Origin of the sequence: Sphingobium sp. EP60837, assembly GCF_001658005.1 — a bacterium.
GTDB classification, from domain to species: domain Bacteria; phylum Pseudomonadota; class Alphaproteobacteria; order Sphingomonadales; family Sphingomonadaceae; genus Sphingobium; species Sphingobium tyrosinilyticum.
On sequence record NZ_CP015988.1, the window covers coordinates 12,630 to 35,041 of the forward strand.

Sequence of the window (22,412 nt, forward strand, 5' to 3'; positions counted from 1 at the left end):
GGTGTTTAACAGCGAGTAAAACAGGTTTTACTTGTCGAGCAGTGGAATGACCATGGCCTCAAAAAAGGATGCGCGCGACGATACTCAGGTTGACCTGTTCCTTCCGCAGCTCACCGCCCTCCCCTTACGCGACCAGCGGGAAACGATGGAGCGGCCCTTTTTTTCTCTGTCCAAACGCAAACGTCTAAAACCAATCGACTATGTCAGTCCCGATCGCAAGGTGACGGTCCATGTGAGCGCCAACTCTGAGTACGGGCTGGCTACTATCTACGACCTCGACATTCTGATTTACTGCGCGTCGGTTCTCATTGAGTACAAACGTCAGGGCAAAAACGATATCCCCCAGACATTGCATGTCGTTCCATATGATATGCTATCAACTCTGAAGCGCGACGTAGGCGGCCGAGCGTATGAATTGCTCGGCAATGCACTTGACCGTCTCCAATCGACTACCGTGAAGACGAATATCCGCTCGGGCGATGCAGTTGAAACGACGTTTTCGTGGATTGACAGCCACAGCCAGCTCAAGGACCGCAACGGTCAAGTTCGTGGGATGCGGATTACGCTTGCTAAGTGGTTTTATGATGGCGTCCTTATGGAAGGAGGAGTTCTTGCCATTGACCCGGCGTATTTCTCATTAACGGGAGGGCGCGAACGCTGGCTTTACCGTGTTGCTCGTAAGCACGCCGGGGGCGCAGGTTCGGACGGGTTTTCGATTGCAATGCCGACACTATACGAAAAGTCGGGTGCGGAGGGCGACTACAGACGCTTCAAGTTTGAGATGGCGAAGATCGTGCGAGAGAACGGATTGCCGGGGTACTCGCTCGAGCTGATCCAGAGAGAGGGCACTGAGCCAATGCTGAGGATGACGAGACGCGATGCGGAACGTCAAGGGGCCCCCCTACCCTCCGCGCCGCTTCAAAAACCTTCAACCCCAAAAGAGAGTGAAACGCAGGCGTCTGATAAAAACCCGATCAGCTTTCCCGCCGAGGGCCCAATTTCTTTTGGGGCATTTGGCGCCATTGCGCGCGCAAATCTTCCCAGTCCTCAACGTGACCATTCGGCCGTTGCGGTTGAGTTCCGCAATTTTTTACAGACCCGTGAAATTGCCTTTGATGCGCCAAACATCACCCAAATATTTGCAACATTTTGCTCTAAGCAGCGGCCCGCTAGCTGAGGCTAAATTGAGTGGTATCGATGGGCTGCCCCCCCTTCCCCACGCTGACAGCACCCGCACCAGTAAGCGCACGCCCCTGCTAGTGGCGTTCCCAAAGTCCCGAACAGTGGACTCGTACAGTATATAGGTTGCCTAGGCGCTCTGAGGGGCCTCCCTTCCGTACAACTCAAGATAGCCACTCGCCAGTTATCTAAAGCTCCAGGACGTGCAGCAGTGCAGCTTCTTAGTTCCGGTTGCCTGATGGCAGCACGACGGATCCAAAGCTATGCCGATCTCCTTCCTGAAGAGAATTGATAATGCAGACTAGGGCGCGAACTCATAAATTGAGTTGAGCTCTCCGCCTTCGCATGATTCAGGCGCTCTTTGAGAATGGAGGGCGTATGGCGCGGCGGCGGTATGAACTGACGGACAAGGAATGGCTGATCATCGAGCCGTTGCTGCCCAACAAGCCCCGCGGTGTTCCGCGGGTAGATGATCGGCGCGTGCTAAATGGAATTCTCTGGCGCTTCCGTTCCGGTGCGCCTTGGGCCGAGATCCCAGAGCGTTATGGTCCATCTACGACCTGCTACAACCGGTTCGTTCGTTGGCGAAAAGCCGGTGTGTGGGACCGTCTGTTGGCAGCGGTTTCCGCTGGCTTCAACGGCGAACTGGTGATGATCGATTCCACCTGCATGCGCGTCCACCAGCACGGTGCGACGGGGAAAAAGGGGGACCTGGAGATCATGGCATGGGACGTTCCCGGGGCGGCCTCACGACCAAGCTCCACGCTCTTGTCGACGCTGATGGACGTCCTGTCAGCCTGCGACTGACGGGTGGGCAGGTCCACGATGCGTGCGAAGCCGAAGCCCTGATCGAGGCTATTCCCCAGGGCGCCACCCTGCTCGGCGACAAAGGGTATGACAGCACCGCAATACGCCAGGCTGCGGCAGCCAGGAACATCTGGGCCAACATTCCCAATCGCTCCAATCGCAAGCAGCGCTTCGGCCTCTCGTCCTGGCTCTACCGCCAGCGCAATCTCGTCGAGCGCTTCTTTAATCGGATCAAGCAGTTCCGGGGCATAGCCACTCGATATGACAAGGATGCTGCCAACTACCTGGCGGCGATCAAGCTCATCTGCACACGCCTCTGGTGCAATGCTTAATGAGTCTGCGCCCTAGCTCGGTTCAGCGCCGCGTCATTCTTGTGGCTGCCCGTCACGAGACACGGGGCAGCTCAGATAACGCATCCGCACCTCATTGGGCGTCTCCAAATATCCTGAAAGCACGAGCGCTCAGGTGGTACATATCTTCCCGCTCATCCGCTGGCGCGCTGCCAGGATACATGAGATAGACTGGGTGCCCGGTATTTTGGGAACATCCACGGCCATCTTAGCTGTTAATCGACTCATGTTCCTTCTTGAAGCGCCTATCATGTGGAGCTCACAGCTGCCCGGATCATAGATGTCGAATTTGAGTAGGCGCGGCGACCAATTTGATCGACTTACGCCGTTCCCGAAGTACCGCGACTCTGCAGATCTCCGATAAGATTGATACTGGGACAGGCAGGGGAGGGGACGGCTGCCGTTCCTATAATCCCGTGCATCCGGCGGACAGAGACTGCGATGAACAACCTTAGACGCTGAGATGGCTATTTAGCTTCAGCGGCCTGTCATGTTGGCCGTTCCTAATATCCCGTGCGGCAAGATCACGAGCTCCCCTCAGATCGCAGACACCTTCGCCACCAGAGAGGCGTCGACAATCGCTATTTTAAAAAGCCGGAGCACCTCACGACCACAAAAAACCGCGGTTTTCTGCCGATTAGCGGCTAGGTAAAACGCGTTTTACCGGAGGAAATCAGTCCATGTCTGCATGTGTGACACGGGATTTCAGGAACAACCCTCCGGTACATTAAGAACAGAATCACGGTGCATCAGGAACACTGCGTTCGGGACAATAGGAACGGAGCAACGGGATTTCAGGAACGGCCTACCTAACCCGACTCGCGAGAAACCCACGATTCGCGGAACAGCCAATCTCTTTTAACCTTTTATAGATTCCTTAAAGGAGTAAACGAGCGCCTGCGGCGCCTCTTCTTGATTGATGTATTATGATTTAATGACGCCGGCGGTCCAATTTCAATCTGGGAGGATATTTAGACAATTTTTCCCGAACAGAGAGTGAGACCGAAGCCCGAGCTTTCTAGAAGCGCCGAAGCACCGCTGATGAGGGGGAATGCAATCCAAAAACGAGGGCGTTTCGTTCCTCCACGCTGGGCAATCAATTTTGCCGTGCGCGCGTCTTAGAGAGAATCTCCTGATCCCTTTCAATCGGGCACTGCGTTACGTAATGCATGGCATTCGTGCGTCGTCTGCATAGGCATTGATCGCGGCTTCGGGATGGTTTCTCCTGACCTGCGGATGCGCCATGTCGCAGGCGCTCTGTGCAGCGCCGGTGCAAGACTTCTGTAGCGTTAGTGCAGCACTAGGCCGGGCAGAGGAGGAATGCCGGACGACGGTAAAGACGTGTCCGTTGCTCGGGCGTACTACACGGAAGCGTGGAGTTGGACAGAAAATTCTAGGTTTACCGGTGAGTGTGGTTGAGGTGGCTGTCTTAGGACGAGAGGACGGCAACCGTCGGCAACACTTAGATCGATCCGCCTCAGCCGCAGGGCAGCGGAACGGGGAGGGGAGCCCAGCTTGCTTGGCGCTAGCACGAGGGCGGCAGCAAGATTAAGCACCATAAGCGCATGTTGTGTTAGGTTGCCCACGGCTTTGTATGAACGGAAGGGCGATCAGGTAGCGTTTGCACTTAGTGGGTGCTAAGCTTCGAGCCGGCGGCTGATCTGTTCAGGCAGTCGGGGCACCGCGGACAGCTCGGCCGCGCCGATTGCAAAGCGCGACGGCATCACGCAATCGAATACGAATGCGACAACCAGCTGGATATAAGCACTAGGCTCAAGCGGGCGGCGGGTTTCTCAAACCCATCACTCCGCCCCCGCAATTCCATGTTGAAGGCTTGTCAAATGATGCCAGCACAGACTGGGGTCAGCAAACGCCTCTGCTCTGCTGGGACTTGGTCGAAGCAAGTCGCGTTACCCTGCCTGACAAAGAGACTTTGCAGCTGGATCCCAGCGCCGTAGGTGCGCTTCCGAGGGAACTTGCCCAAATTCGCCCTCAGAGCCCCGTAGGGCGCTCTCGGAGCCCCTTGGCACCCTTACCCTATCGGAAGCTTCTTTTGGCGCTCTAAGGCCCGTTTGCGGGCACTTTTGCTTAGCCAATAAAAACAATGACTTATGGAAAAGCGGCTCATCCGAGCGCGCGAGACCAGTTTATGCGCAGAAATTTGAGCTATCATCTGACTTTCGAACTACGGAGGATACAGCGGCTCTCTGCTGTTCGCAGAGCACCCGCCTAAGCTCCCGCATGAGCAGGGAGGGGGAGAGATCGACCGCTAGTCGCACGGACGAGGGTTGCTTCCGCTTTCTGACAACGGGCGGCCGCCATGACTCCCGGCGGCCTCCTCGAATGACCGTCCTGGCTCAGCGCCGGAGGTGACCAATGTTGCAACGGCAAGCAGGCTGAGCGAAAGTCATGTTGAGGGTCTTGGGAGACGCCTTCGGGCCACGCCGCCGCCGCCAAGCAGGCGGCCTCAGCGCGGCTCGGCCTCCCACAGCTCAGGAAATGCGACCGGCAGGGTGACGGTTGTGCTGAAGGGTGCAAAGGGAGCCGGGCAGTTGGCCATACGGTTTGCTTCCAATTGACGCAGCAGCTTCGCGGCACCGGCCTTGGTTGCGGGGAGGGCGCGGGCGAGCTGGGCCGGGGTGAGGGCACCCAGAGCAAACAGCAGCAGCCAGCTCGGCAAGAGCCGCGAGTTCGATCGCTGATCTGGAAATTCCCGCGCAAAAAGCTCGGCGGCGCGGGGCAGGCGGGCGATATCGCAGGCCGTGTCGTGGAGCGCCTCGCGCAGGATCTCGGCTGCGTCGGACCGGCGGTCCTCGGGCGAGCGGTCGGCGCGGAACAAGCGGCGCTGAACGATGCCGGGGCAGGGGAGGGGGGTTGCGCTGAGATGAAAAGCCTGGCCGTTTGCTGCGGCAGCGAGGTTCACCGCCCAGCAAGGGGTGAGAGCGGTAGCCGCGAGCGGGTCATCGTCGATCGCGGTTGACGTGCGAAACCGGTCGATGAGCGCGAGCAGCCGTTCGAGCGGGGCCGAAGGCAGCGCTGGATCGGTGAGGGCGGCGAGCACGGCATCGAGCGTGCCGGCGCTTGTTGCGACAATCTCGGCCGCTGCGGCGGCTTCGCTGGCGAGGGGGCGAATGGCGAGCCGGCGCACCGCGCCGATCGCTTGGGCGAGGGGATGCATGCGGTCCTTCAAGGCGCGCTCGAGCAGCGCCAGGAAGGCGTTGCGCTCCGCTGCGCATTCCGCGCCGATTAGCTGCGCGCCGAGGCTGATGGCACGGTCCTGGCGATACTGCTCCCACGCGCGGGTGAGGCAGCGCAGATGGAAAGAGGCCCGCATTTCCGGGCTGTAGAGGGCAGGGGAGGCGAGCATGGTGCGCGCCAGCGCGTCGAGTTGGCCGAGGCGGAAGGCGATGGGAAGGACATCAATCGCGGTGCGCACGGGCAGCCTCCTCGCCGTTGGGGCTAGCCGGACCGCAAGGTGCGGTCAAGACCGAGTATACTAAGGTCTTGCTTTGGTATCCTATCGTGACGAGGGCCAAAGACACGAACTATCCATAATCCGAGCATGCAGTAACATCGGGATTGCTGCAAAGCCGCGTTCATCGAGAAGAAAGCGCGTGCAACTTGCTGTTGATCCCTCCGCCGCTGAGGCTCCGCTCCCGCCTCTGGCGATGATGCTACGCCTGCACGGCGGCCAGATCGACGGCAGCCGGGCCAGCCAGCTCTCGACGCGATCGCGCCCGCGACCAAGGCGGCGATGCTTGCCGAACTACGCTGCTTCTTGCGTTACTGCGGGCGGCAGAAGCCCCGCGCCAGGCGGTGCCGGCCACCCCGGACACGCTGGTCCATATCTGCGCTGGCTCGGCACCGCCAAGCGCAAGCCCGCCAAAGCGGCGACGCTCGCGCGCCGCCTCGCCAGTATCGCGGGGATGCATCGAATCGTGGGCTTTGGCGAGATTGAGCCGCTGCCAACGCAAGCGGGCATGGCGCGCGATACCTTGAAGGGCCTGCGCCGGGCCAAGCGCGCGCCGCAGCGTCAGGCCGCGCCGCCGCTATGGCGGAGCGATGAGCGCGGCGGAACGCTCACCGACGGGGGTGAGCTTTCCGCCGCGCTGCTGGAGAGCCGCGGCAGCTAGGCGGCAAACGGCAGGGTGATTACGCCATGTGCCGTTGTCCTGCCCATGCAGACGGCGACCCAAGCCTGTCTGTCCGTGTCGGGCGCAGCGCGGTGCTCTTTCACTGTTTTGCCGGCTGTACTTCTGATGCGATCATCGACGCTCTGCGTACCGGGCATTTCGCACCCATGCCGGGCCATGATCCGGGCCGCCGTCACTCAGGCGGCAAGGCGGATTTCAACAAGTTGGCTTTATCCACTTGGCGCTTTGCTGATCCCGTCATTGGAACTCTGGCAGAACGGTATATCCGCGCTCGCGCCATTGTGCCGACAGGCATCACCGCCCGGTTCGACGCGCGTTGTCAGTTGGTGGTGGTGCGGACAAGGCGGGCGCGCCCGTTCTTATCGTTCCTGTCGGGGAGGACGCGTGTGTGGTCGCGATCCATCGCACCTTTTTGCGTCCTGAGGGGAAGGGCAAGGCTGCGATCGCCAAGCCAAGAGATTGCTGGGTAACCCTGGCGGCTGAGCCGTGCGGTGGGGTGGCATTCCCGTCTATGGCATCTTGCGGCGTGCCGAAGGGGTGGAGGATGCCGCCAGCGTCATGAACATGCTGGAGCCGGATACCATTGTATGGCCGATGCTGGGATCGAGCGCTATCAGGCCATCACCATCCCCGAGAGCATTCACAAGGTCTAATTTATAGCCAGCATGGCGGCGCGGCAGAGCGCGCGATCGACCGTGCGACGCCCCATCTCACCGACAGGGGACGTCAGCTCGATGTGAAGCTGCGCCGCACTCCGGTGACTGGAATGACCTCTTGCGTGAAATCCGTGCGCCGTGAAGCTGTTCCGAGGGCTTCCACATCATCGGCGGATCATGCTCGCGGTGATGTTCGGGCTGTTTCAGTTTAAGCCTTGGCGCAGCAGAAGCAGCAAATCGACCGGATTTCGTCACTGCGTTTGATCGACGCATCGCCCCGCGTGATTGATGGCGACACCCTTGAGGTGCCGGGATCAAAGGTCCGCATCATTGGGATTGATGCGCCGGACGATGAGCTTCAACAGCTAAAGCAGCTGTCAGCGCACATGATAGAAGGTCTGGTTGAGCGCGATGACGGCGTCCAATGTGCGACGAGTTGTTTGATGTCGCGTTCGGCAGGAACAGCAGTGCCGTGCCCCAGCGACGAGCTATAGTCGACTGAACTTTTCCTGCCGATTGAAGAGGAATGGGGCGAGCGTAGCGGCAACGATGGTGGCGCAGGGCTATGCCGTCGATTATCGGGGACATTCTGGCGGAGCCTATGAGAAACTGATGCAGCGGGCGGCGCAGCTTCGGTTTGGTCTCTGAAAGATCGACTATGAAGGGATGCAGCGATTGGCTATTTCTCGAGCGTCTCTACCAGCGATGTGTACCTGATCTCCCGGCAACTCACAAACTAGTCGATGCAACGTCAAGGTTACTTGGTGGCTACCTTGGAAGAGCATCGAATTGATAACTTCGTCGGGATCAGTGGAGAACAGTTTGGTAAAAAGAGGGACTGTCAGGAATTTCGTGTGCGGCGAGGCATAATGGGCAACAAGGAGGCCGAGTATCGACGCAAAGAACCCTCGATACCGAACGACATTCTCGACCAACTGCTGGCCGGCACTGACGCAGCAGCAGCGCTCAGCCAGGTGGCCTGCTCGATATATTGAAGAAGGCATTTGCCGAACGGGCGCTCAATGCGGAGATGGATCACCATCTTGGCCAGGAGGAGCAAGGGACCTACAGCCGGAACGGCTACGGCCGCAAGACGGTGACGACCGACGGGGGACGGATCGAGATCGAGGTGCCGCGTGATCGGGCGGGCAGTTTCGATCCGCAGCTGATCGCAAAATATCAGCGCCGTTTCCCGGTTTTGATGACAAGATCATCTCGATGTACGCGCGAGGCATGAGTCCCCGTGAGATCACCGGGCATCTGCGCGAACTGTACGGCATTGAGGCCTCACCCGACCTGATCAGCACGATCACGGACGCTGTGCTGGAGGAGGTCACGGCCTGACAACAACGCCCGCTGGACTCAGCCTATCCGCTGGTGTTCTTCGATGCGATCCGGGTCAAGATCCGCGACGAAGGCATGGTCCGTAACAAGGCGATCCATATTGCCCTGGGCGTCATGGCTGACGGCACCAAGGTGGCCCTTGGTTTGTGGCTGGAGCAGAATGAAGGCGCCAAGTTCTGGCTGCGCGTCATGAACGAACTGCGCAACCGCGGTGTCGAGGATATCATGCTGGCCGTCGTCGATGGCCTGAAGGGTTTTCCCGACGCCATCACCGCCGTCTTCCCCGAAGCGATGGTTCAAACATGCATCGTCCATCTGCTGCGAAACTCGATGGATTTCGTGGCGTGGAAAGAACGTAAGGCACTCGGACCGGCCCTGAAGGCCATCTACCGTGCTGTCGATGCCGTAGCCGCCGAGGAAGCGCTGACGGCCTTCGAAGCGAGCTTTTGGCGGCAGCGCTATCCTGCCATCGGCCAGAGCTGGCGTCGGGCATGGCCCGAAGTCATCCCATTTTTCGCCTTCCCCGACGAAGTCAGGCGGATCGTCTACACCACGGATGAGATGGACAAGACCTGTCTCGGAAAAATGTGCTATATAGGAGGTGCGCGGGCGACTCCGTGGCGAAGAGCGGAACTCCGGCTGTAAGTTCCGTCAGGCCGCCTTGTCACAGCCCTGCCGGTTTGGAGCGTCCGCGCACCTTTGGCCTTGTCTCCCACTGGGCAACAAATTGCTCATAGGCCTGCTCGGCATGCCGGGCGATGTCCATTTCCTGATCGCGCAAGGTCTTCACGTCGTACGCATGGGCTGGGCCGGGTTTATTGCCCTTCTTCTGCGGTTTTCCGGCCTTGAGTTCCATTGCCCGTCGCTTGTTGGCGACCAGCGCGGGGCGCGCCCAGCGATAGTCGGTCTGCTTAGTCAGCAGATGCCAGCACAGAACCGTCAGTTTGCGAGCGAAGGCAACTGCCGCCACCTGATGGCCGCGCTTTGCCCGGATACGGCCAAAGAAGGCGTGTAACGGCCCAGGCGTCTTGGCGGCTGCCCATGCCGCTTCGACCAGCATCGCTCTGGCGTGGCTGCGGCCGACCTTGCTGATCCGCCCATGGTGGGCTGCTCCAAGCCCCGACTGGTGCACCCGAGGGTTGAGGCCGAAGTAGCTCACCAGCTTTTGCGGGCTCAAGAAGCGACTGATGTCGCCGATTGCCGCAACAATCCCCGCCGCCACGGTCAGATTGACGCCCGTGATGGTCAGCAATCGGGCAATCGCACTATCGTCGAGTGCATCGCCGGCGATCTCTTTGTCAATAGCTGCCAGATCTTCGGTCAGCCGATCGAGCTCGCGAATGTGCCGTTCGATAGCGCCACGCTCGTCATCCGGCACGGGCTGGCGCAAGAGCCAGGCACGGCCGACACCGCTGAACAGATCGGCATGCGGACAGCGCGGGATCAGGTGAGCGTGCAGGACGGAATGCACCTCGTTCTTGATCCTGGTGCGGTGACGGGCAATTTGAAAGCGTCGTGCCACCAGCCTCCGCATCCGTTCCGTCGCCGCATCCGGCGTCCAGATTTCCGGCAGGTAGCCGGCTGCATACAGACTCGCCAGCGTGCCCGCATCGATCTTGTCGGTCCTTACATGAGCGTGGGCGATCGCTTTCACCTGAAGCGGATTGGCGATCACCACGCGGACCACGAACGGCGAGAGCACCCGCGAGACAGCCATGCAGTTACCCGTCGCCTCGATCACGACCCCGTCGGTCGATCGCAGTCCTTTGCCGAACCCCTCCAGCGCCGTCCGGGTCATATCGACTCGCCCGGCATTCCTGAGCCGGCCTTCTTCCCAAATCACCACCTCGCCAAAGGTTCGGTGGATATCAATGCCAATGACGCGTCGCATAAACGCCTCCTGTCAGCCAAAGTGACGGGAGCGGCAAGCGACACGACAACTACGGATCCGCGCTCGCAGCGCAACCGGGTGAGTCGCAGAGGCGGCCAGCTACTAACTCGAGCTCGCAGCTCATGATGTACATCGGCCTGCCCGCACATTCGTGCTCCCGGTGCCTCTATCCTGGATGGTCGCACCATATGCCACAACCTGTGAGTCGCGGCGGAAACTTCGGCACCGACATCCTCATACCGGTTACCAATGCCATCGAGGCCTTGAACTCCAAGCTTCGTCGCGCTGTTCGTGCGCGGGGCCATTTCCCCAATGACGAGGCGGCCACCAAGCTGCTCTATCTGATCTTGAACCGATCGGAAAAAGAGTGGAAAATGCCGCCGCGCGAGTGGAACATGGCGAAGGCTCAATTTGCCGTTCTCTTCGGCAAACGCTTCATCAGGGCCATGACGGCCTGATGGTCAACCGCCTCGCCGCACACGAAATTCCTGACAGTCCCGAAAAAAGACGCTCCCGATGGACTCTTCATCCTCTTCGCAGCTCGCACATCATCCAATTCGTTGACACGTTTCGCACGTCCAGAGAGCGTGGTCTTCGCATCAACGAACGATCAAAGGACTCTTGCACAGTTGGTCGCTCGCCCCTGTCGTTCTCGCCCTTGATAACCGTGACCAGGCGAGATTCTTGAGCACCTCTTTCATGGTTTCGCCGAACTGCGACAGCAAGGCTGATACGCGGATGCCGGCGTCTTCCATCGCCGCGATCTTGTCTCAGGCGCCGCGCTGGCCATCCGAGACGATCGCCGGCACGTCCCATCCGGCCGCGCGAATGGGCAGTGCGCCCGGGGTTGAAGCCGGCCCTCGATTTCAGCCGCGCTCCGCTCCGTCCTTGAGGAACTGTGCGGTTTCTTTTTCCGCACTGCCGCCGATCATGATGATCGACATGGTTGGGTAGCCAGTCAGGAACAAATTCCGGCACGTCTTTGAAGTTGGTGCCGTTGACGGGTTCGCCGCTGATGCCGACCAAAGTGGTCTGGCCGGGGCCAATGTTGGTGGTCTTGAAGGCCGCTTCGTAGGTGAGCGTTCCGGAACGGCTGAACACGCCGACGCTGCCTTTCTTGAAGAGGCCGGCTGGCATGATGCCGATCTTGCGTTTGGAACGAACCGGTCGCGCCGGTCACCCCGTGAGTGATAATCTTGGTGCGTATGTTGATTAGAATGAATTCGAAAAAGAACTTCCGGGAAATGAGATCGGGCTGGCGACGCCAATCTCTCGCAGCCTTTACCCGACCAGGGTTATCCCGTGTTTCCTATGATTAGCCGTGACCGCCCTGCTTCTTCACGCGAATTTCCCCATCCTTGGCGCGCCAGAGCAAGAATGCGCGCAGATCTTCGACGTCGGCGGGCTTGAAGTACTGCTTGAACGATGCCATGCCACTCGGTGCAAGAGCACCGTCAAGCAGCACGGAATTCAGTGCATCCTTCCTCATGATCACGGGCGAGCGGGCAAGGTTCGGCAAGAATACACCACCCAAATGACACGTGACGCAATATCGCGAATACAGAGTCGCTCCATGGTCGGCATCGCCACTCGACGGTTCTGCTTTTGCGACGTCAAGAAGCGGGGGCGGCGTGTATTCGGGATAGGCAGGAGCCTTGGCATTGCCGTCGATCTTGAAGACCATTAAGCGTCCTTGGCGGCGTGGCTCTGACCCGCCAAAGCCCCCGCTGCCGCCGAAGCCGACCAGAAGCGCGACATACTGCGTGCGGCCGATTTCGTAGGTGATGGGCGAGCCTATCGCGGGTGCGCCAAGGTCGTAGTCCCATGCCGCTTTGCCGCTGGCCGCATCATAGGCGATAAAATGGCGGCCGGACGCCTGAAAGACCAGTTTGCCTGCAGTAGTGAGGGTGCCGCCCGGCCATGTGGCGGTCGGCACGCGCCAACGGGCTGCTTGTTTGATAGGATCCCACGCGATGAGTTCAGTGCGGGATGACGGGACGGCAGGGCCCTGCTTTTCCTTTGTTCCGTGCGGTCCGGGGACGGAATAGTTGATGTTGACCGCCATATTCTTGGCGCCGTCGACATAGTCCAGTTCGTCAACGTCGCCGAACACCCGACTATTACTGATGGCTGGGAGATAGACCAGCCCCGTTTCAGGGCTGTAGCTCATGGGTTGCCAGGAGTGGGCTGATGCCGGCGCCAGCAACGCCACACGGCCGGTTTCGGTGAACCTTGCCTCCGGCGTTTCGATCGGGCGACCAGTCGTCATGTCGATCCCTGAGGCCCAGGTGACAGGAACATAGTTCTTAGCGGATATCAGCTTACCGTCAATGGCATCCAGGACGTAGAAGAACCCGTTTTTGCTGGCCTGCATCACTACATGTCGCTGGGAGCCGCGTAAGGGAATGTCGGCAACGATCAGGTGCTGGACGGCATCATAGTCCCAGGCATCGCGAGGCGTGGTCTGATAGTGCCACGCATACTTACCCGTCTTGGCGTGCAGGGCGACGATGGAATTGACGAACAAGTTGTCGCCCTTGTTCTGTGTGCGCAAACGATCGTTCCAGACAACAGGGTTCCCTGTGCCAATATATATGAGTTCGGTCTGTGGGTCATATGTGATGGCATCCCACGGCGATCCGCCCCCCCCGGTGATTTTCCAGGCGCCATCGGACCAAGTGCCTTCGACGAGAGACTTCATCACGTCGTCGGACGCAGCGCCATCAGCTTTTCCGTCTGGCCGGGGCGTCAAGTAGAAACGCCAGACCAGTTTCCCCGTGTCCGGGTTATAGGCGGAAACAAACCCCCGGACCCCGTAATCGGATCCTGCGTTGCCGATAATCACGAGACCGTGGGCGATACGCGGCGCTCCGGTAATTGAGTAGGGCTCATCGACAGGAGTGGTCTGAACCGTCCAATCCGGGTTGCCGCTTGTTCGGTTGATACCTACCAGGCGACCGTCGAGCGTCCCAACGATCACCTTATCTTTCCACAAGGCAATACCGCGGTTTACGACATCACAGCAGATCTGAAATGCTTTCTGGCCCGGCACCTTGGGGTCGTACTGCCATTTCTTGGCGCCTGTGACCGCGTCAAAGGCAAAGACTTTGGACCATGCCGTTGACGTGTAGATCGCACCGTCGGCGACTAGCGGTGTTCCCTCCTGACCGCGGTCAGTATCGACATCAGCATACCAAGCCAATCCGAGTCTCGTGACAGTGTCCAGGTCGATCTGGTTGAGTGGCGAGAATCGCTGTTCGTCAGCAGTGCGGCCATACGACGGCCAATCGCCATTTCCGCTGCTAGCACGGCCGCAGCCGGCCAGGGTAGAGGCGAGGCTGAGCGCCAGAAGCGCGGATAGGACGTTTTTGCCCATACCGGTTCCTCTCGTATATTCTGAGGTAATAAATCTCAGTGGATGATATTAATTGTACGCAAGGGTTGTCAACCAGCGTTGCATATTAGAGCGACTTGGATCCCTCATTGGCTGTTTGAGAAGGGGTGCACCGGCAGCCGGTGATTGTGGGTGCTGACCTGCGTTTGCGGCGACGCTGAGACTAGGATGACCGGGTTAGGCTGAGATCGAGTGGACTGGAGGTCATTGCAGATTCCGGGAGCTGGCGGCCGCTGACGATACCGGCGGTGTCCAGTCAGCGCCAAACAATAAACCCGCGCTGCATTCAGAGGAAAGACTTGTGCCTGCTGCTCGGCGGTGAGATCCCAAACGACGCGCTTGATTTCGCATCCGCACAATACTCCGCAATGGCGGATCCGCTTCAATCGCGGTTATAGTCTACGGAACGGCTATATTCATACCAGGGCAACCGATCGAGTTGCGAGCGGGCCCTTTGCCCCGGAACGGGGCCGAAACGCGGCGCAAGGTCCAGGAGCATAGCAAGATTGCTACCCGGAGAATGGATTGGCCATGATTGCAGAAGCGGATGGCCTGGCGTGCCGCTACGAGCGAAAGCCGTCCAGGTTCTTATCATCATCTGACTTAGTGCCAGCGCCTGTCCTTCTCGACCAATTATACTCTCTGCCGCAGCAATCGTGCCGAAAATGTACGGAACGTCGCTTTCGTGCGGTGCTCCGAGCAGCCCAGAGAGAATGGGCGAGCGGTGCATGAACATATAGGTATGGACAAGTGCGTGACGCGCCTGAAGATCGGCCATTCTGCGCGTGTTTCGAACGTAAGTGTAATCGCCCGTTACCGCCGCGAGAATTAGTGCGGCACTGTCGTGCGGATACTGCAGGGCATAAGCTTGATAAATCGTCTCCGCCTCAATCCCGGATATGGCCAGGAAGCGGGCAATCCGCCGAACGGCCTCGGCTTTCTCGATCGCGAAATTCTTCATTCCTCCTGCCAGCAGCGTCAAGCGGGTCTCATTGGCGACATTGCCGGCCAGCAACGGGATGTTTCGGGACAGGGGGCTTGCGTCGGGGTCGAATGGATGTCTTGAGAATGTTCGACCGTCAAGCATAGGCCGGCACCCGCTTTCAGCTGCCGCAATCAGGGTCGCCATGGGGACGGTCTGCAGAATAGGGCCCGTGAGACGCTCTAATCCGAGTTTCGCCGCGACCTTGCGCGCGATGGCGGCGCCCTCGGCAGGCTCAGCGAATCTGAGGCAGCCGCTGCAGCTCATCGCAATGGCCTTGTGAAACAGCCCGGCTGCCTTCTCGCAGGCAAGCAAGGCTGCCACCTTTGAACCACCTCCCGACTGGCCGAAAATAGTGACATTGCCTGGATCCGCGCCCATGGCCGCGGCGTTGTCGCGGACCCATTGTAAGGCGCAAACCATGTCCAGCACGCCAAGGTTGCCGGCATCCAAAAACCGCTCATCTCCATCGGCGATTTGCAAGAAGCCGAGCACGTCGAGCCGGTGATTGACAGTAACAAGCACAACGTCGCCGTCTCGTGCAAGGCCGTGACCCTGCAGGGCGGGCGCTGATCCCGCACCTGTGCGCCATCCGCCGCCGTGGAACCAGACCATTACAGGCCGGCGCGCTCCGTCTCGAGGTTCGGGGGTGAAGACGTTTAGGGTGAGGCAATCCTCGGAAATTTCCTCAACGGCTGCAAAGGCTGCGCGTTCTCGCGAGACATGAACCTGTTGCGGGGCGGAAAAACCTGAGCGACTGCAATCGCGGACACCGGTCCAAGGCGCGGGCGGTTGTGGCGGACGGAAGCGATTGTCACCGCCTGTCGACGCCGCATAGGGAATTCCACGGAAGACACAGATTCCCTGCTCGTAAAGGCCTTCAACCATGCCGGCCGTCGTACTGGCCCGGGGGCGGCCTCTATTAATTCCCTTGGTTGCAACCAGGAAAGGCGCGGCAAGAGCGCCAAGGAAAGTCCGCCTGTCCGCGGTTGGTCGCAGCAACGCAAGCTCCATGGATGAATCAGCGGGGTGGGGCAGCGTGCTCTGATTAGCCGATGGGACGGGCTCGGTTGACGGCTGTGGCATCGGAACGCGATCAGCGCGCCCGGCGGTGCGACGATGGGGGTAGCGGAACCGACCGAACCGTGAATGGGTTCGGGTCGGCGCCATCATCCCAATGATCCGTCTTGGATTCGACCATCCATAGCTTGCCCGTTGATCGAGTTACTCCGGTGGGCCGCTCCAAGCCGTCGCGCAAATTTTCGGCAGTCGCCCTGGTACCCTTAACCGTCAGCGAGAATACCTTTCCCAAACCGTTGTCGGCAAGATAGAGGCGTCCACCATAGGAGCGCAGCCCATCCGGTCTATTCAGCGCTACCGATATCTGGAGTGGCTGCGAAATGACGGGACCGTGCCTTCCTGGAGTTAGCCTGAAAATTTGGCCGCTCTCCAGGTTCGTGGCATAGAGGTCCTTGCCGAGGAAGGCTAGGCCGTCGACTCGGTTCAACTGAGGACCAGAGTAAAACAACTCGAAGGATCCATTACCTCTCAGGCGGAGTATCCGTCCATTGCCCAGGTCGCTAACGTAAGGTATACCTTCCGGCCCGATGGCAATATCGTTGCACGCGTTGGATTGGCCCGGGAGCGGCCAGGCGCCCTTCGCGGAGCCGGTCTCGAGATCGTAGGCTCGCAGCGTGCTATGTCTTTCCGTCAATGGTGGAGGGCGTTCGCCGGTCCTGGGGCTGATGACGGTGCAGGTCCACAAGGTGCGGCTTGGCTCATCCGCCAGCACCCCGTAGGAAATGCTGCCGAACGGCGTGAGGTCAATCCATCTCTGGGCTATGGCCTCCCCCGGGGAAGCACGATAAATATAGGGCTGGGCCAGGCTGCCGATGATTACTGCTCCTGCCCGCGTGCTGGTTATGCTTTCAGGGAAGACGTTCCGATCTGCAATCTGGATCGTTTCAAGCCGAGGCGAACCAAGTGCATTGATGCCGGATTGCGCACCCGTCAAGGCGCAGCTCGTCACGGAGGCCAGGACAAGCAGTGGGCTGCAGCGCTTCACCATCGTTTCAATCGTCACGGTTGAGACTCTCCTGATAATGTGATTCGTGCTCGAGCAGATTTACGTCAGGAACGCGTGCGTAGGGGCCAGTCGGACAGGCGGGATTCCGTGTCCCCATGAGCACTGCTCATAAGAGCACTGAGGCTGCGCACATTACCGAGCTGTTCGAGGTTTAGGACGCTTTCGACGAGCAGCGATGTTTGCCGGACGCCAAGCACCGGAGTCATTAGGCTTGAAGCCTTCTCGACAATCCATTCTCGGGTATACGGATTTGAGGACTCTCCGCGCGAAGGCACATCCCCTTGAGAAATGATTTCGCCATCCGCCATCGTCAGCTGGATGACCGGCGCCTTGGATCCAAGCGCGGCGGCGCGGCCCGGCGTCGAAGGATCGATATATTTGCCCGACTGGTTGTAGATCGTAACCGGAGCGATAGTGGTGATCGAACGCAGGCGAACCAGCAAGGGATCGGAAAAGCGGCTGCGATCGTGAATCGACTGGAAGGATAACCGCTTGTCGACCAACGTCATTGCCACCGCGTGCTGCATATTCGCGTCGGGTGGTCCGCCATTATCGGTCACGGAGTTAGGTTCATAGCGAACAACAATCTTCGCAATTCTACGCGGGTCGATAGTTCTGCGCTCCAGCAGCGCCTCAAGGCTATCCAGGACGGCTGATATTGCACCAGCTACCGGACGACGCTTGAACCCTGCCGCCAGAACGTCGAAACGTGTCCCCAGGCCTTCAATCATTAATTCTGGCTGAACAGTTTGCCCCGCAGCGCGAAACAGGGCGAAGAAATTGGCTGGTCCCTCAAAGATGTCGTGCACGGCGGTGAAGCCTGCTTTGACGAGCAGGACCGATGTTACACCTCCCCGGGCGCCGATGCCGCCATTTAGGAATCCTTTCTCGATATGGTCCGGGTCGCGTCGGAACGAGTCAATGCCCGAGCTTTGCTGGGCCGTGTAGGATAGCGCAAACCGGGTTTGCTCCGGACTCAGCCTGGCAACGCACGCCGCCGCCGCAGTCGCGCCGAAAATGCCGCAGACGCTGACCGTAGGCGTGCGGAAGTTCCTGAGCAGTCCTGCGGCTGTGCCAACTCGGCCGCCGATGTCATATCCCAGCGCTACGGAACGCAGAAAGCCGGTGCCGTTCGTTCCGAACTGTTCGCCTAGGGCAAGAGCCGCGCTGACAACGTTGATGCCAGGATGCCATGGACCGGAGGCCCCTCCCGTATCGTCTATTTCGTGGCCGTGGCCCGTTGTGCCATTGACCATGGCAGCGTTGATTGCGTCGGATTTCAAAGTGCTGCCAATGACGGTCGCTACTGGCTTGCCCCCGACGCCGGCTAGGAATGCCCGGCCGGCCCGGCCTGCGGGCAGCTGTGAGCCGGCGACGATCGCGGCAAGCGTGTCGAGAATATGCCACTTGGTCTGTTCGATGACGAGGGGCGGCAATTCGCGGTGACCGGCTCCGCTGATATATGCCGCGAGGCGTTCCGTCATGGGACTGACTGGATAATCTGCCGCGGTTTTCTCGCCCGGAGCGGGAAATCGTGCGTCATAGCCCGGATGAGAGAGGCTAGGTGAAGACGGGGGCGCCGTTTCGCCGAGGGCGCGGCCCGCGATCGCCACGCCGCCCGCGGCTGCACCCAGCCCGAGATCCCGGCGGGACAAAGTCGGTCCGCGCCGCCGGGCCTGCGTCTTAGACGCCGCGTCAACTGCGTTGCTCATTCCCTCTATCCCTCCTTGGCTTGTATGTGAGTTCAGTTCTTTACCGGTCGGAAAAGCGGCCACTTGGGCAGCGAAGTGCTTTCTGGCGATGGTTCGGCAACACGGCGCGGCTCAGATACCTTCTCTGCGAGGTCCAAGCGCGGTTTTAGCGGATCAGCGGCCGCGGCTGCACTGCCGTTGCGCATGAACTGCAGGACCTGGTCGCTCGATGGCTTGTAAAGAGGCCATTCGGGCAAACCTGGACCATTCGGATTGCCTGTCTTGGCGAAGTTCGCCCAGTAAGTGTTCATTGTCTTTGCGACGCGCAAGTCCTGATCAGACCAGGCGGGCCCGTAATTAAGACGCAGGACATCAAAGGCGAAGGCGAGCTCGCCGCCGTGGGGCGCGCCGTAGGTCCAGCGGGTCTGCAGCGCCTCAGGGATGTAGGAGAAGTAGTAGCGGTAAACCTTGGCTCCGCGATTGGCTGTTTCTGTCGCGACAAATCGTCCCGGCTCGATCATGTGGTCGTCCGCGGATACCTTATGCCGGATGACGCGCGGGTCTCCCGTCCCGTCCGGATCGTAAGATCTCAGCGCCTCTGCCTTGTGATCTCCGAACCGGGCGAGGGTGTAGTCTATCGTCTGGTCCTCGTAGACGCCGGTCGATGCGGTCACATCATCGCTGTTCGCGCCGATGATAAGGGAAACGGGCGCGAATTTGCCTGCCTTAAAATAATCCCCCTTCACGACGGGCAGGATCTTCCCATCCATCGTGGGACCGCCCCACGGCGTGCGGGACTCGTCAACTGTGCCTGGCAGGCCTGTCGAGAGATCGATCAGTGCCTCCGCCGGCAAGGCGCGAAGCTTCGCAAGCGCATCGGCTCCTGGCCCTTCGATGCCCTTGGAAGTTGCGAAGGCAAGTCCGAACTTCTCGAGCGATTGGCGGCCCGGTTGGTCGCGGTGCAGTTCCCGTATGTTGAGGCCATGTGTTGGTCCTGATTGGACGATCGCTTTCTGGAACAGGCCCTTGGCCAAGGGAGATACCATCATTGCATTGACGGCAACGCCGCCGGCGGATTCGCCGAATATCGTGACATTTGCAGGATCGCCGCCAAATGCGGCTATATTCTTCCGCACCCATTTGAGGGCGGCGATCTGGTCCAAGAAGGCGTAATTGGCTTTGGGTTCACCCGGATTGGACTTTGTCAATGCCGGGTGGGCGAAAAATCCGAACCTGCCCAGCCTGTAGTTGAAACTCACAACGACGACGCCCTGGCGGGCGAACGAGTCCCCCTGAAACAGGATGGGGGAGGTCCCTCCAACACTGAAACCTCCCCCGTAAAACCAAACCATCACCGGCAGCGGTTTGGCTGTAGATGCAGCCGGCCGCCATATGTTCAGGTAAAGACAGTCTTCGCTGGGTTCTGTGAGGATCAGAGGAATGCCGACGTTGCGGCTGTTCCGGTCAACCTTCTGCATGCAGTCGGGAGCGAAGGACCGAGCTTGCAGGACATCTTTCCAGGCCTTTGGAGCCTGCGGCGCGCGCCACCGTAGCGCGCCAACCGGCGGAGCGGCATACGGAATGCCTTTGAACGAAAGGACACCATCGACCTGTTCGCCCTGGACCTTGCCGCTCGTCACTGAAACGAAATCCGGACTCAGCTCGGCAGCAGCGTGGGAGCAGGCGAGGCTTACTGCCATCGCGGTGGTGAGGACTCTAGCACAACCGACGCCTATTTCGCGGTCAAGGAAATGGTCAAGGAACATGGAATCATGGCTCCAGGATGACTTATGCTGTGTGCTCATCGATCGGCTGCCTTCTTGGTGAGGTCGAGCCGCTGCTTGAGTGGATCGGGGCCGGCATCGATCGAGCCATCAGCGTGGAATTGCAGGATCTCGTCTCGTTCTCGATTATAGGAGGGCCACTGCGCTAAACCGGGACCATTCGGATCGCCGGTCTTCGCGAAGTTCGTCCAGTAGGAGGACATGGACTTCGCGACGCGGTAATCACGCGGTGATGCAACTGGTCCGTAGTAGCGAGTCAGGTTGTCGAAAATATAGGCAAGCTCCGCGCCGTGCGGCGCACCTGCCGCCCACCGCTCAGCCAGCCCCTCCGTCAGATATCCGAAGCGATATTCATAAACCGGCACACCGGCCGAGGAGAACGCGTCGGCAATGTATCGCGCGGGCTCTAGCATGATCGCGTCCATCGTGATCTTGTGCGAGACGCTATCATGATTGCCGGTTTGATTGGGATCGTATGCGAGTTCAGCCTGAGCGCTGAGCGGCCCGAATTTCGCGTAGGGGTCTCCCGATTTTACGGCGATTGGAGCGTCATCGGTGTTGGCCCCGATCATGATCGGAACCCTATGAAACCGCCCGGTTGAAAAATAGTCAGGATCGACAATGGGCAGCACCTTTCCGTCAAGCACCGGTCCGCCCCATCCGCCAAGCGGCGCATCATCGTTGGGCAATGGCGGCAATGGATTGAGGTCTGCAAGCGCCTCTGCTGGGAGGGCGCGCAGTTTTGCCAGCGCCGTCTGGTCTGAGCCGTCGATCTGCATAGAGCGAGCGAAGGCCCGGCCATAAGCCTCGAGCGGCACTTCGCGGCCGGACGGCACGGTAAGGCGCCGGCCGGAAATTCGGCGGTAGGGGCCGGACTGGATTATCGCCTTCTGAAACAGCCCTTCCGAGAGCGGCGAGGCCAGCATGGCGACTACTGATGCCGCCCCCGCCGATTGACCAAAGATCGTGATGTTGTTCGGGTCGCCGCCGAAGGCCGAAATGTTTCGCTTCACCCACTTCAGAGCCGCGATCTGATCTAGGAAGCCGTAGTTGCCCTTGGGCTCCTCCGCATGTTCCGCGGCTAGCGCTGGGTGAGCGAAAAAGCCGAAGCGCCCGAGTCGGTAGTTGAGCGTAACGACTATCACGCCGTGCCGGGTCAATTCACTCCCATCATATACTATCGGAGAACTGCCGCCCTGCGTGAATCCTCCGCCGTGAATGTATACCATAACGGGTATCGGACCAGGCGCGCGGTCGCGGAGCCGGAAGACATTGACGAAAAGGCAGTCTTCGCGGGGCTCTGCTGTTCCCTTCGCAAAGACCGAATTCGTGCGTTGCATGCAGTCGTGGCCAAATGCGCTGCCGTCGCGAGTGCCCCGCCAAGCTATCGCCGGCTGCGGTGCCCTCCACCTCAAATCCCCCAAAGGCGGGGCCGCATAAGGGATTGCCTTAAAGGACTCGACCCCGTCGACCATCCTGCCTCGAACCGCACCCCCTTCGACGCTGACGACCGGGGGAGACAGTTCGGTTTGCTGCGACATGGCCGGGATGAACCACGTCAGGCTGAAAGCGGAGACGATAATGGCGCGGGTCGTATTCATCCTTCTCCGTCCTTAATAGAGCGCGTCAGGCGCCTATTTTTAATAGAGTTCTCTGCACAGGCCAATTCCGGTCCTCCCCGCCGCGCGGCAGGAGAGTGCAGGAAAATTCGTCGGGCCGATTTTGCAGGCGAGCGACTGACTACAAGCCTCTTATGAGACATAGATTCCCAGTATACAACACATTAATGCCGCGATGCCCGCGGCGTCCCCTCCGCCACCGAGTAGAACACGACTGATACTGCGGAACGACAAACTTACATCGGAAATATACTCAGCACAATATACGCAATATACAAACATAAACTCAAACACCGCGCTAGGCGATGCCAAAAACTAGATAGTGCATGTTCCGTTCTATCGCCCCTTCATCGGAGATATCGAGCACATGAAAACTTGGAGCAGCCGATGACGTCATTAAGATCAGAAAACTGACGTCGTGATGTATTACAAATTGGAAACATTGTTCTTACACGGCAAAATTATCTCTATTGGG

At 59.5% G+C, this 22,412-nt stretch carries 12 protein-coding genes and 4 pseudogenes; 7 read left to right on the forward strand and 9 right to left on the reverse strand.

Annotated elements, in window-relative coordinates:
- Positions 1-52 precede the first annotated feature (52 nt).
- Both EP837_RS18155 and EP837_RS20705 read left to right on the forward strand, forming a co-directional pair.
- Complete coding sequence (locus EP837_RS18155) at positions 53-1,177, forward strand: replication initiator protein A (RefSeq protein WP_066532327.1); 1,125 nt, start codon at positions 53-55, stop codon at positions 1,175-1,177.
- A 380-nt stretch (positions 1,178-1,557) separates the two neighbouring features.
- Positions 1,558-2,318: pseudogene (locus EP837_RS20705) on the forward strand (IS5 family transposase).
- Between the two features lie 2,485 nt (positions 2,319-4,803).
- Here the strand turns inward: EP837_RS20705 and EP837_RS18165 are convergent.
- Positions 4,804-5,772 carry a hypothetical protein gene (locus tag EP837_RS18165; RefSeq protein WP_066531885.1) on the reverse strand — a complete coding sequence of 323 codons (969 nt, stop codon included), beginning with the start codon at positions 5,770-5,772 and terminating at the stop codon, positions 4,804-4,806.
- A 178-nt stretch (positions 5,773-5,950) separates the two neighbouring features.
- On the opposite strand from EP837_RS18165, the gene EP837_RS18170 reads away from it, so the two are divergent.
- From EP837_RS18170 to EP837_RS18185, 4 genes and pseudogenes are all read left to right on the forward strand, one after another.
- Entirely contained in the window at positions 5,951-6,469 is a 519-nt protein-coding gene (locus EP837_RS18170) for a hypothetical protein (protein WP_066531887.1), read from the forward strand.
- A gap of 337 nt (positions 6,470-6,806) precedes the next feature.
- Positions 6,807-7,052 (forward strand): DUF7146 domain-containing protein, encoded by a 246-nt coding sequence (locus tag EP837_RS22100; protein WP_443019161.1) that lies wholly within the window; start codon positions 6,807-6,809, stop codon positions 7,050-7,052.
- A 309-nt stretch (positions 7,053-7,361) separates the two neighbouring features.
- Positions 7,362-7,640: a hypothetical protein gene (locus EP837_RS18175; protein ID WP_066531889.1), complete on the forward strand. Its 279-nt coding sequence runs from the start codon at positions 7,362-7,364 to the stop codon at positions 7,638-7,640.
- Positions 7,641-8,015: 375 nt separating this feature from the next.
- A pseudogene (locus tag EP837_RS18185) lies at positions 8,016-9,057 on the forward strand (IS256 family transposase); the annotation flags it as partial.
- A gap of 97 nt (positions 9,058-9,154) precedes the next feature.
- On the opposite strand, the gene EP837_RS18190 reads toward EP837_RS18185, so the two are convergent.
- Positions 9,155-10,363 (reverse strand): IS110 family transposase, encoded by a 1,209-nt coding sequence (locus tag EP837_RS18190; protein ID WP_197486440.1) that lies wholly within the window; start codon positions 10,361-10,363, stop codon positions 9,155-9,157.
- A gap of 254 nt (positions 10,364-10,617) precedes the next feature.
- Here EP837_RS18190 and EP837_RS21145 point away from each other — a divergent pair.
- Positions 10,618-10,839: pseudogene (locus tag EP837_RS21145) on the forward strand (transposase); the annotation flags it as partial.
- Between the two features lie 225 nt (positions 10,840-11,064).
- Here the strand turns inward: EP837_RS21145 and EP837_RS20715 are convergent.
- From EP837_RS20715 to EP837_RS18230, 7 genes and pseudogenes are all read right to left on the reverse strand, one after another.
- A pseudogene (locus EP837_RS20715) lies at positions 11,065-11,530 on the reverse strand (succinate--CoA ligase subunit alpha); the annotation flags it as partial.
- A gap of 166 nt (positions 11,531-11,696) precedes the next feature.
- Positions 11,697-13,757 (reverse strand): PQQ-dependent dehydrogenase, methanol/ethanol family, encoded by a 2,061-nt coding sequence (locus EP837_RS18205; protein ID WP_066531910.1) that lies wholly within the window; start codon positions 13,755-13,757, stop codon positions 11,697-11,699.
- A gap of 400 nt (positions 13,758-14,157) precedes the next feature.
- A complete protein-coding gene (locus tag EP837_RS18210; RefSeq protein ID WP_197486433.1) occupies positions 14,158-15,645 on the reverse strand; it encodes a carboxylesterase/lipase family protein in 1,488 nt (495 codons plus the stop codon).
- Positions 15,646-15,853: 208 nt separating this feature from the next.
- Entirely contained in the window at positions 15,854-16,840 is a 987-nt protein-coding gene (locus EP837_RS18215) for an SMP-30/gluconolactonase/LRE family protein (RefSeq protein WP_156518737.1), read from the reverse strand.
- 47 nt (positions 16,841-16,887) lie between these two features.
- Positions 16,888-18,327, reverse strand: coding sequence for an MmgE/PrpD family protein (locus tag EP837_RS18220; protein WP_197486434.1), 1,440 nt, complete (start codon positions 18,325-18,327; stop codon positions 16,888-16,890).
- 260 nt (positions 18,328-18,587) lie between these two features.
- On the reverse strand, positions 18,588-20,300 hold the full coding sequence (locus EP837_RS18225) for a carboxylesterase/lipase family protein (protein WP_066531917.1): 1,713 nt from the start codon (positions 20,298-20,300) through the stop codon (positions 18,588-18,590).
- 35 nt (positions 20,301-20,335) lie between these two features.
- The gene (locus tag EP837_RS18230) at positions 20,336-21,919 is read right to left on the reverse strand and encodes a carboxylesterase/lipase family protein (RefSeq protein WP_066531920.1); all 1,584 of its coding nucleotides are present in this window, start codon (positions 21,917-21,919) and stop codon (positions 20,336-20,338) included.
- Positions 21,920-22,412 lie beyond the last annotated feature (493 nt).

Excerpts from the sequence above, each read along its gene's own strand:
- EP837_RS18155 (WP_066532327.1), top strand. The coding sequence starts at position 53 with ATGGCCTCAAAAAAGGATGCGCGCGACGATACTCAGGTTGACCTGTTC.
- EP837_RS18205 (WP_066531910.1), bottom strand. The coding sequence starts at position 13,757 with ATGGGCAAAAACGTCCTATCCGCGCTTCTGGCGCTCAGCCTCGCCTCT.
- EP837_RS18210 (WP_197486433.1), bottom strand. The coding sequence starts at position 15,645 with ATGGTTGAAGGCCTTTACGAGCAGGGAATCTGTGTCTTCCGTGGAATT.
- EP837_RS18220 (WP_197486434.1), bottom strand. The coding sequence starts at position 18,327 with ATGACGGAACGCCTCGCGGCATATATCAGCGGAGCCGGTCACCGCGAA.
- EP837_RS18225 (WP_066531917.1), bottom strand. The coding sequence starts at position 20,300 with ATGTTCCTTGACCATTTCCTTGACCGCGAAATAGGCGTCGGTTGTGCT.
- EP837_RS18230 (WP_066531920.1), bottom strand. The coding sequence starts at position 21,919 with ATGAATACGACCCGCGCCATTATCGTCTCCGCTTTCAGCCTGACGTGG.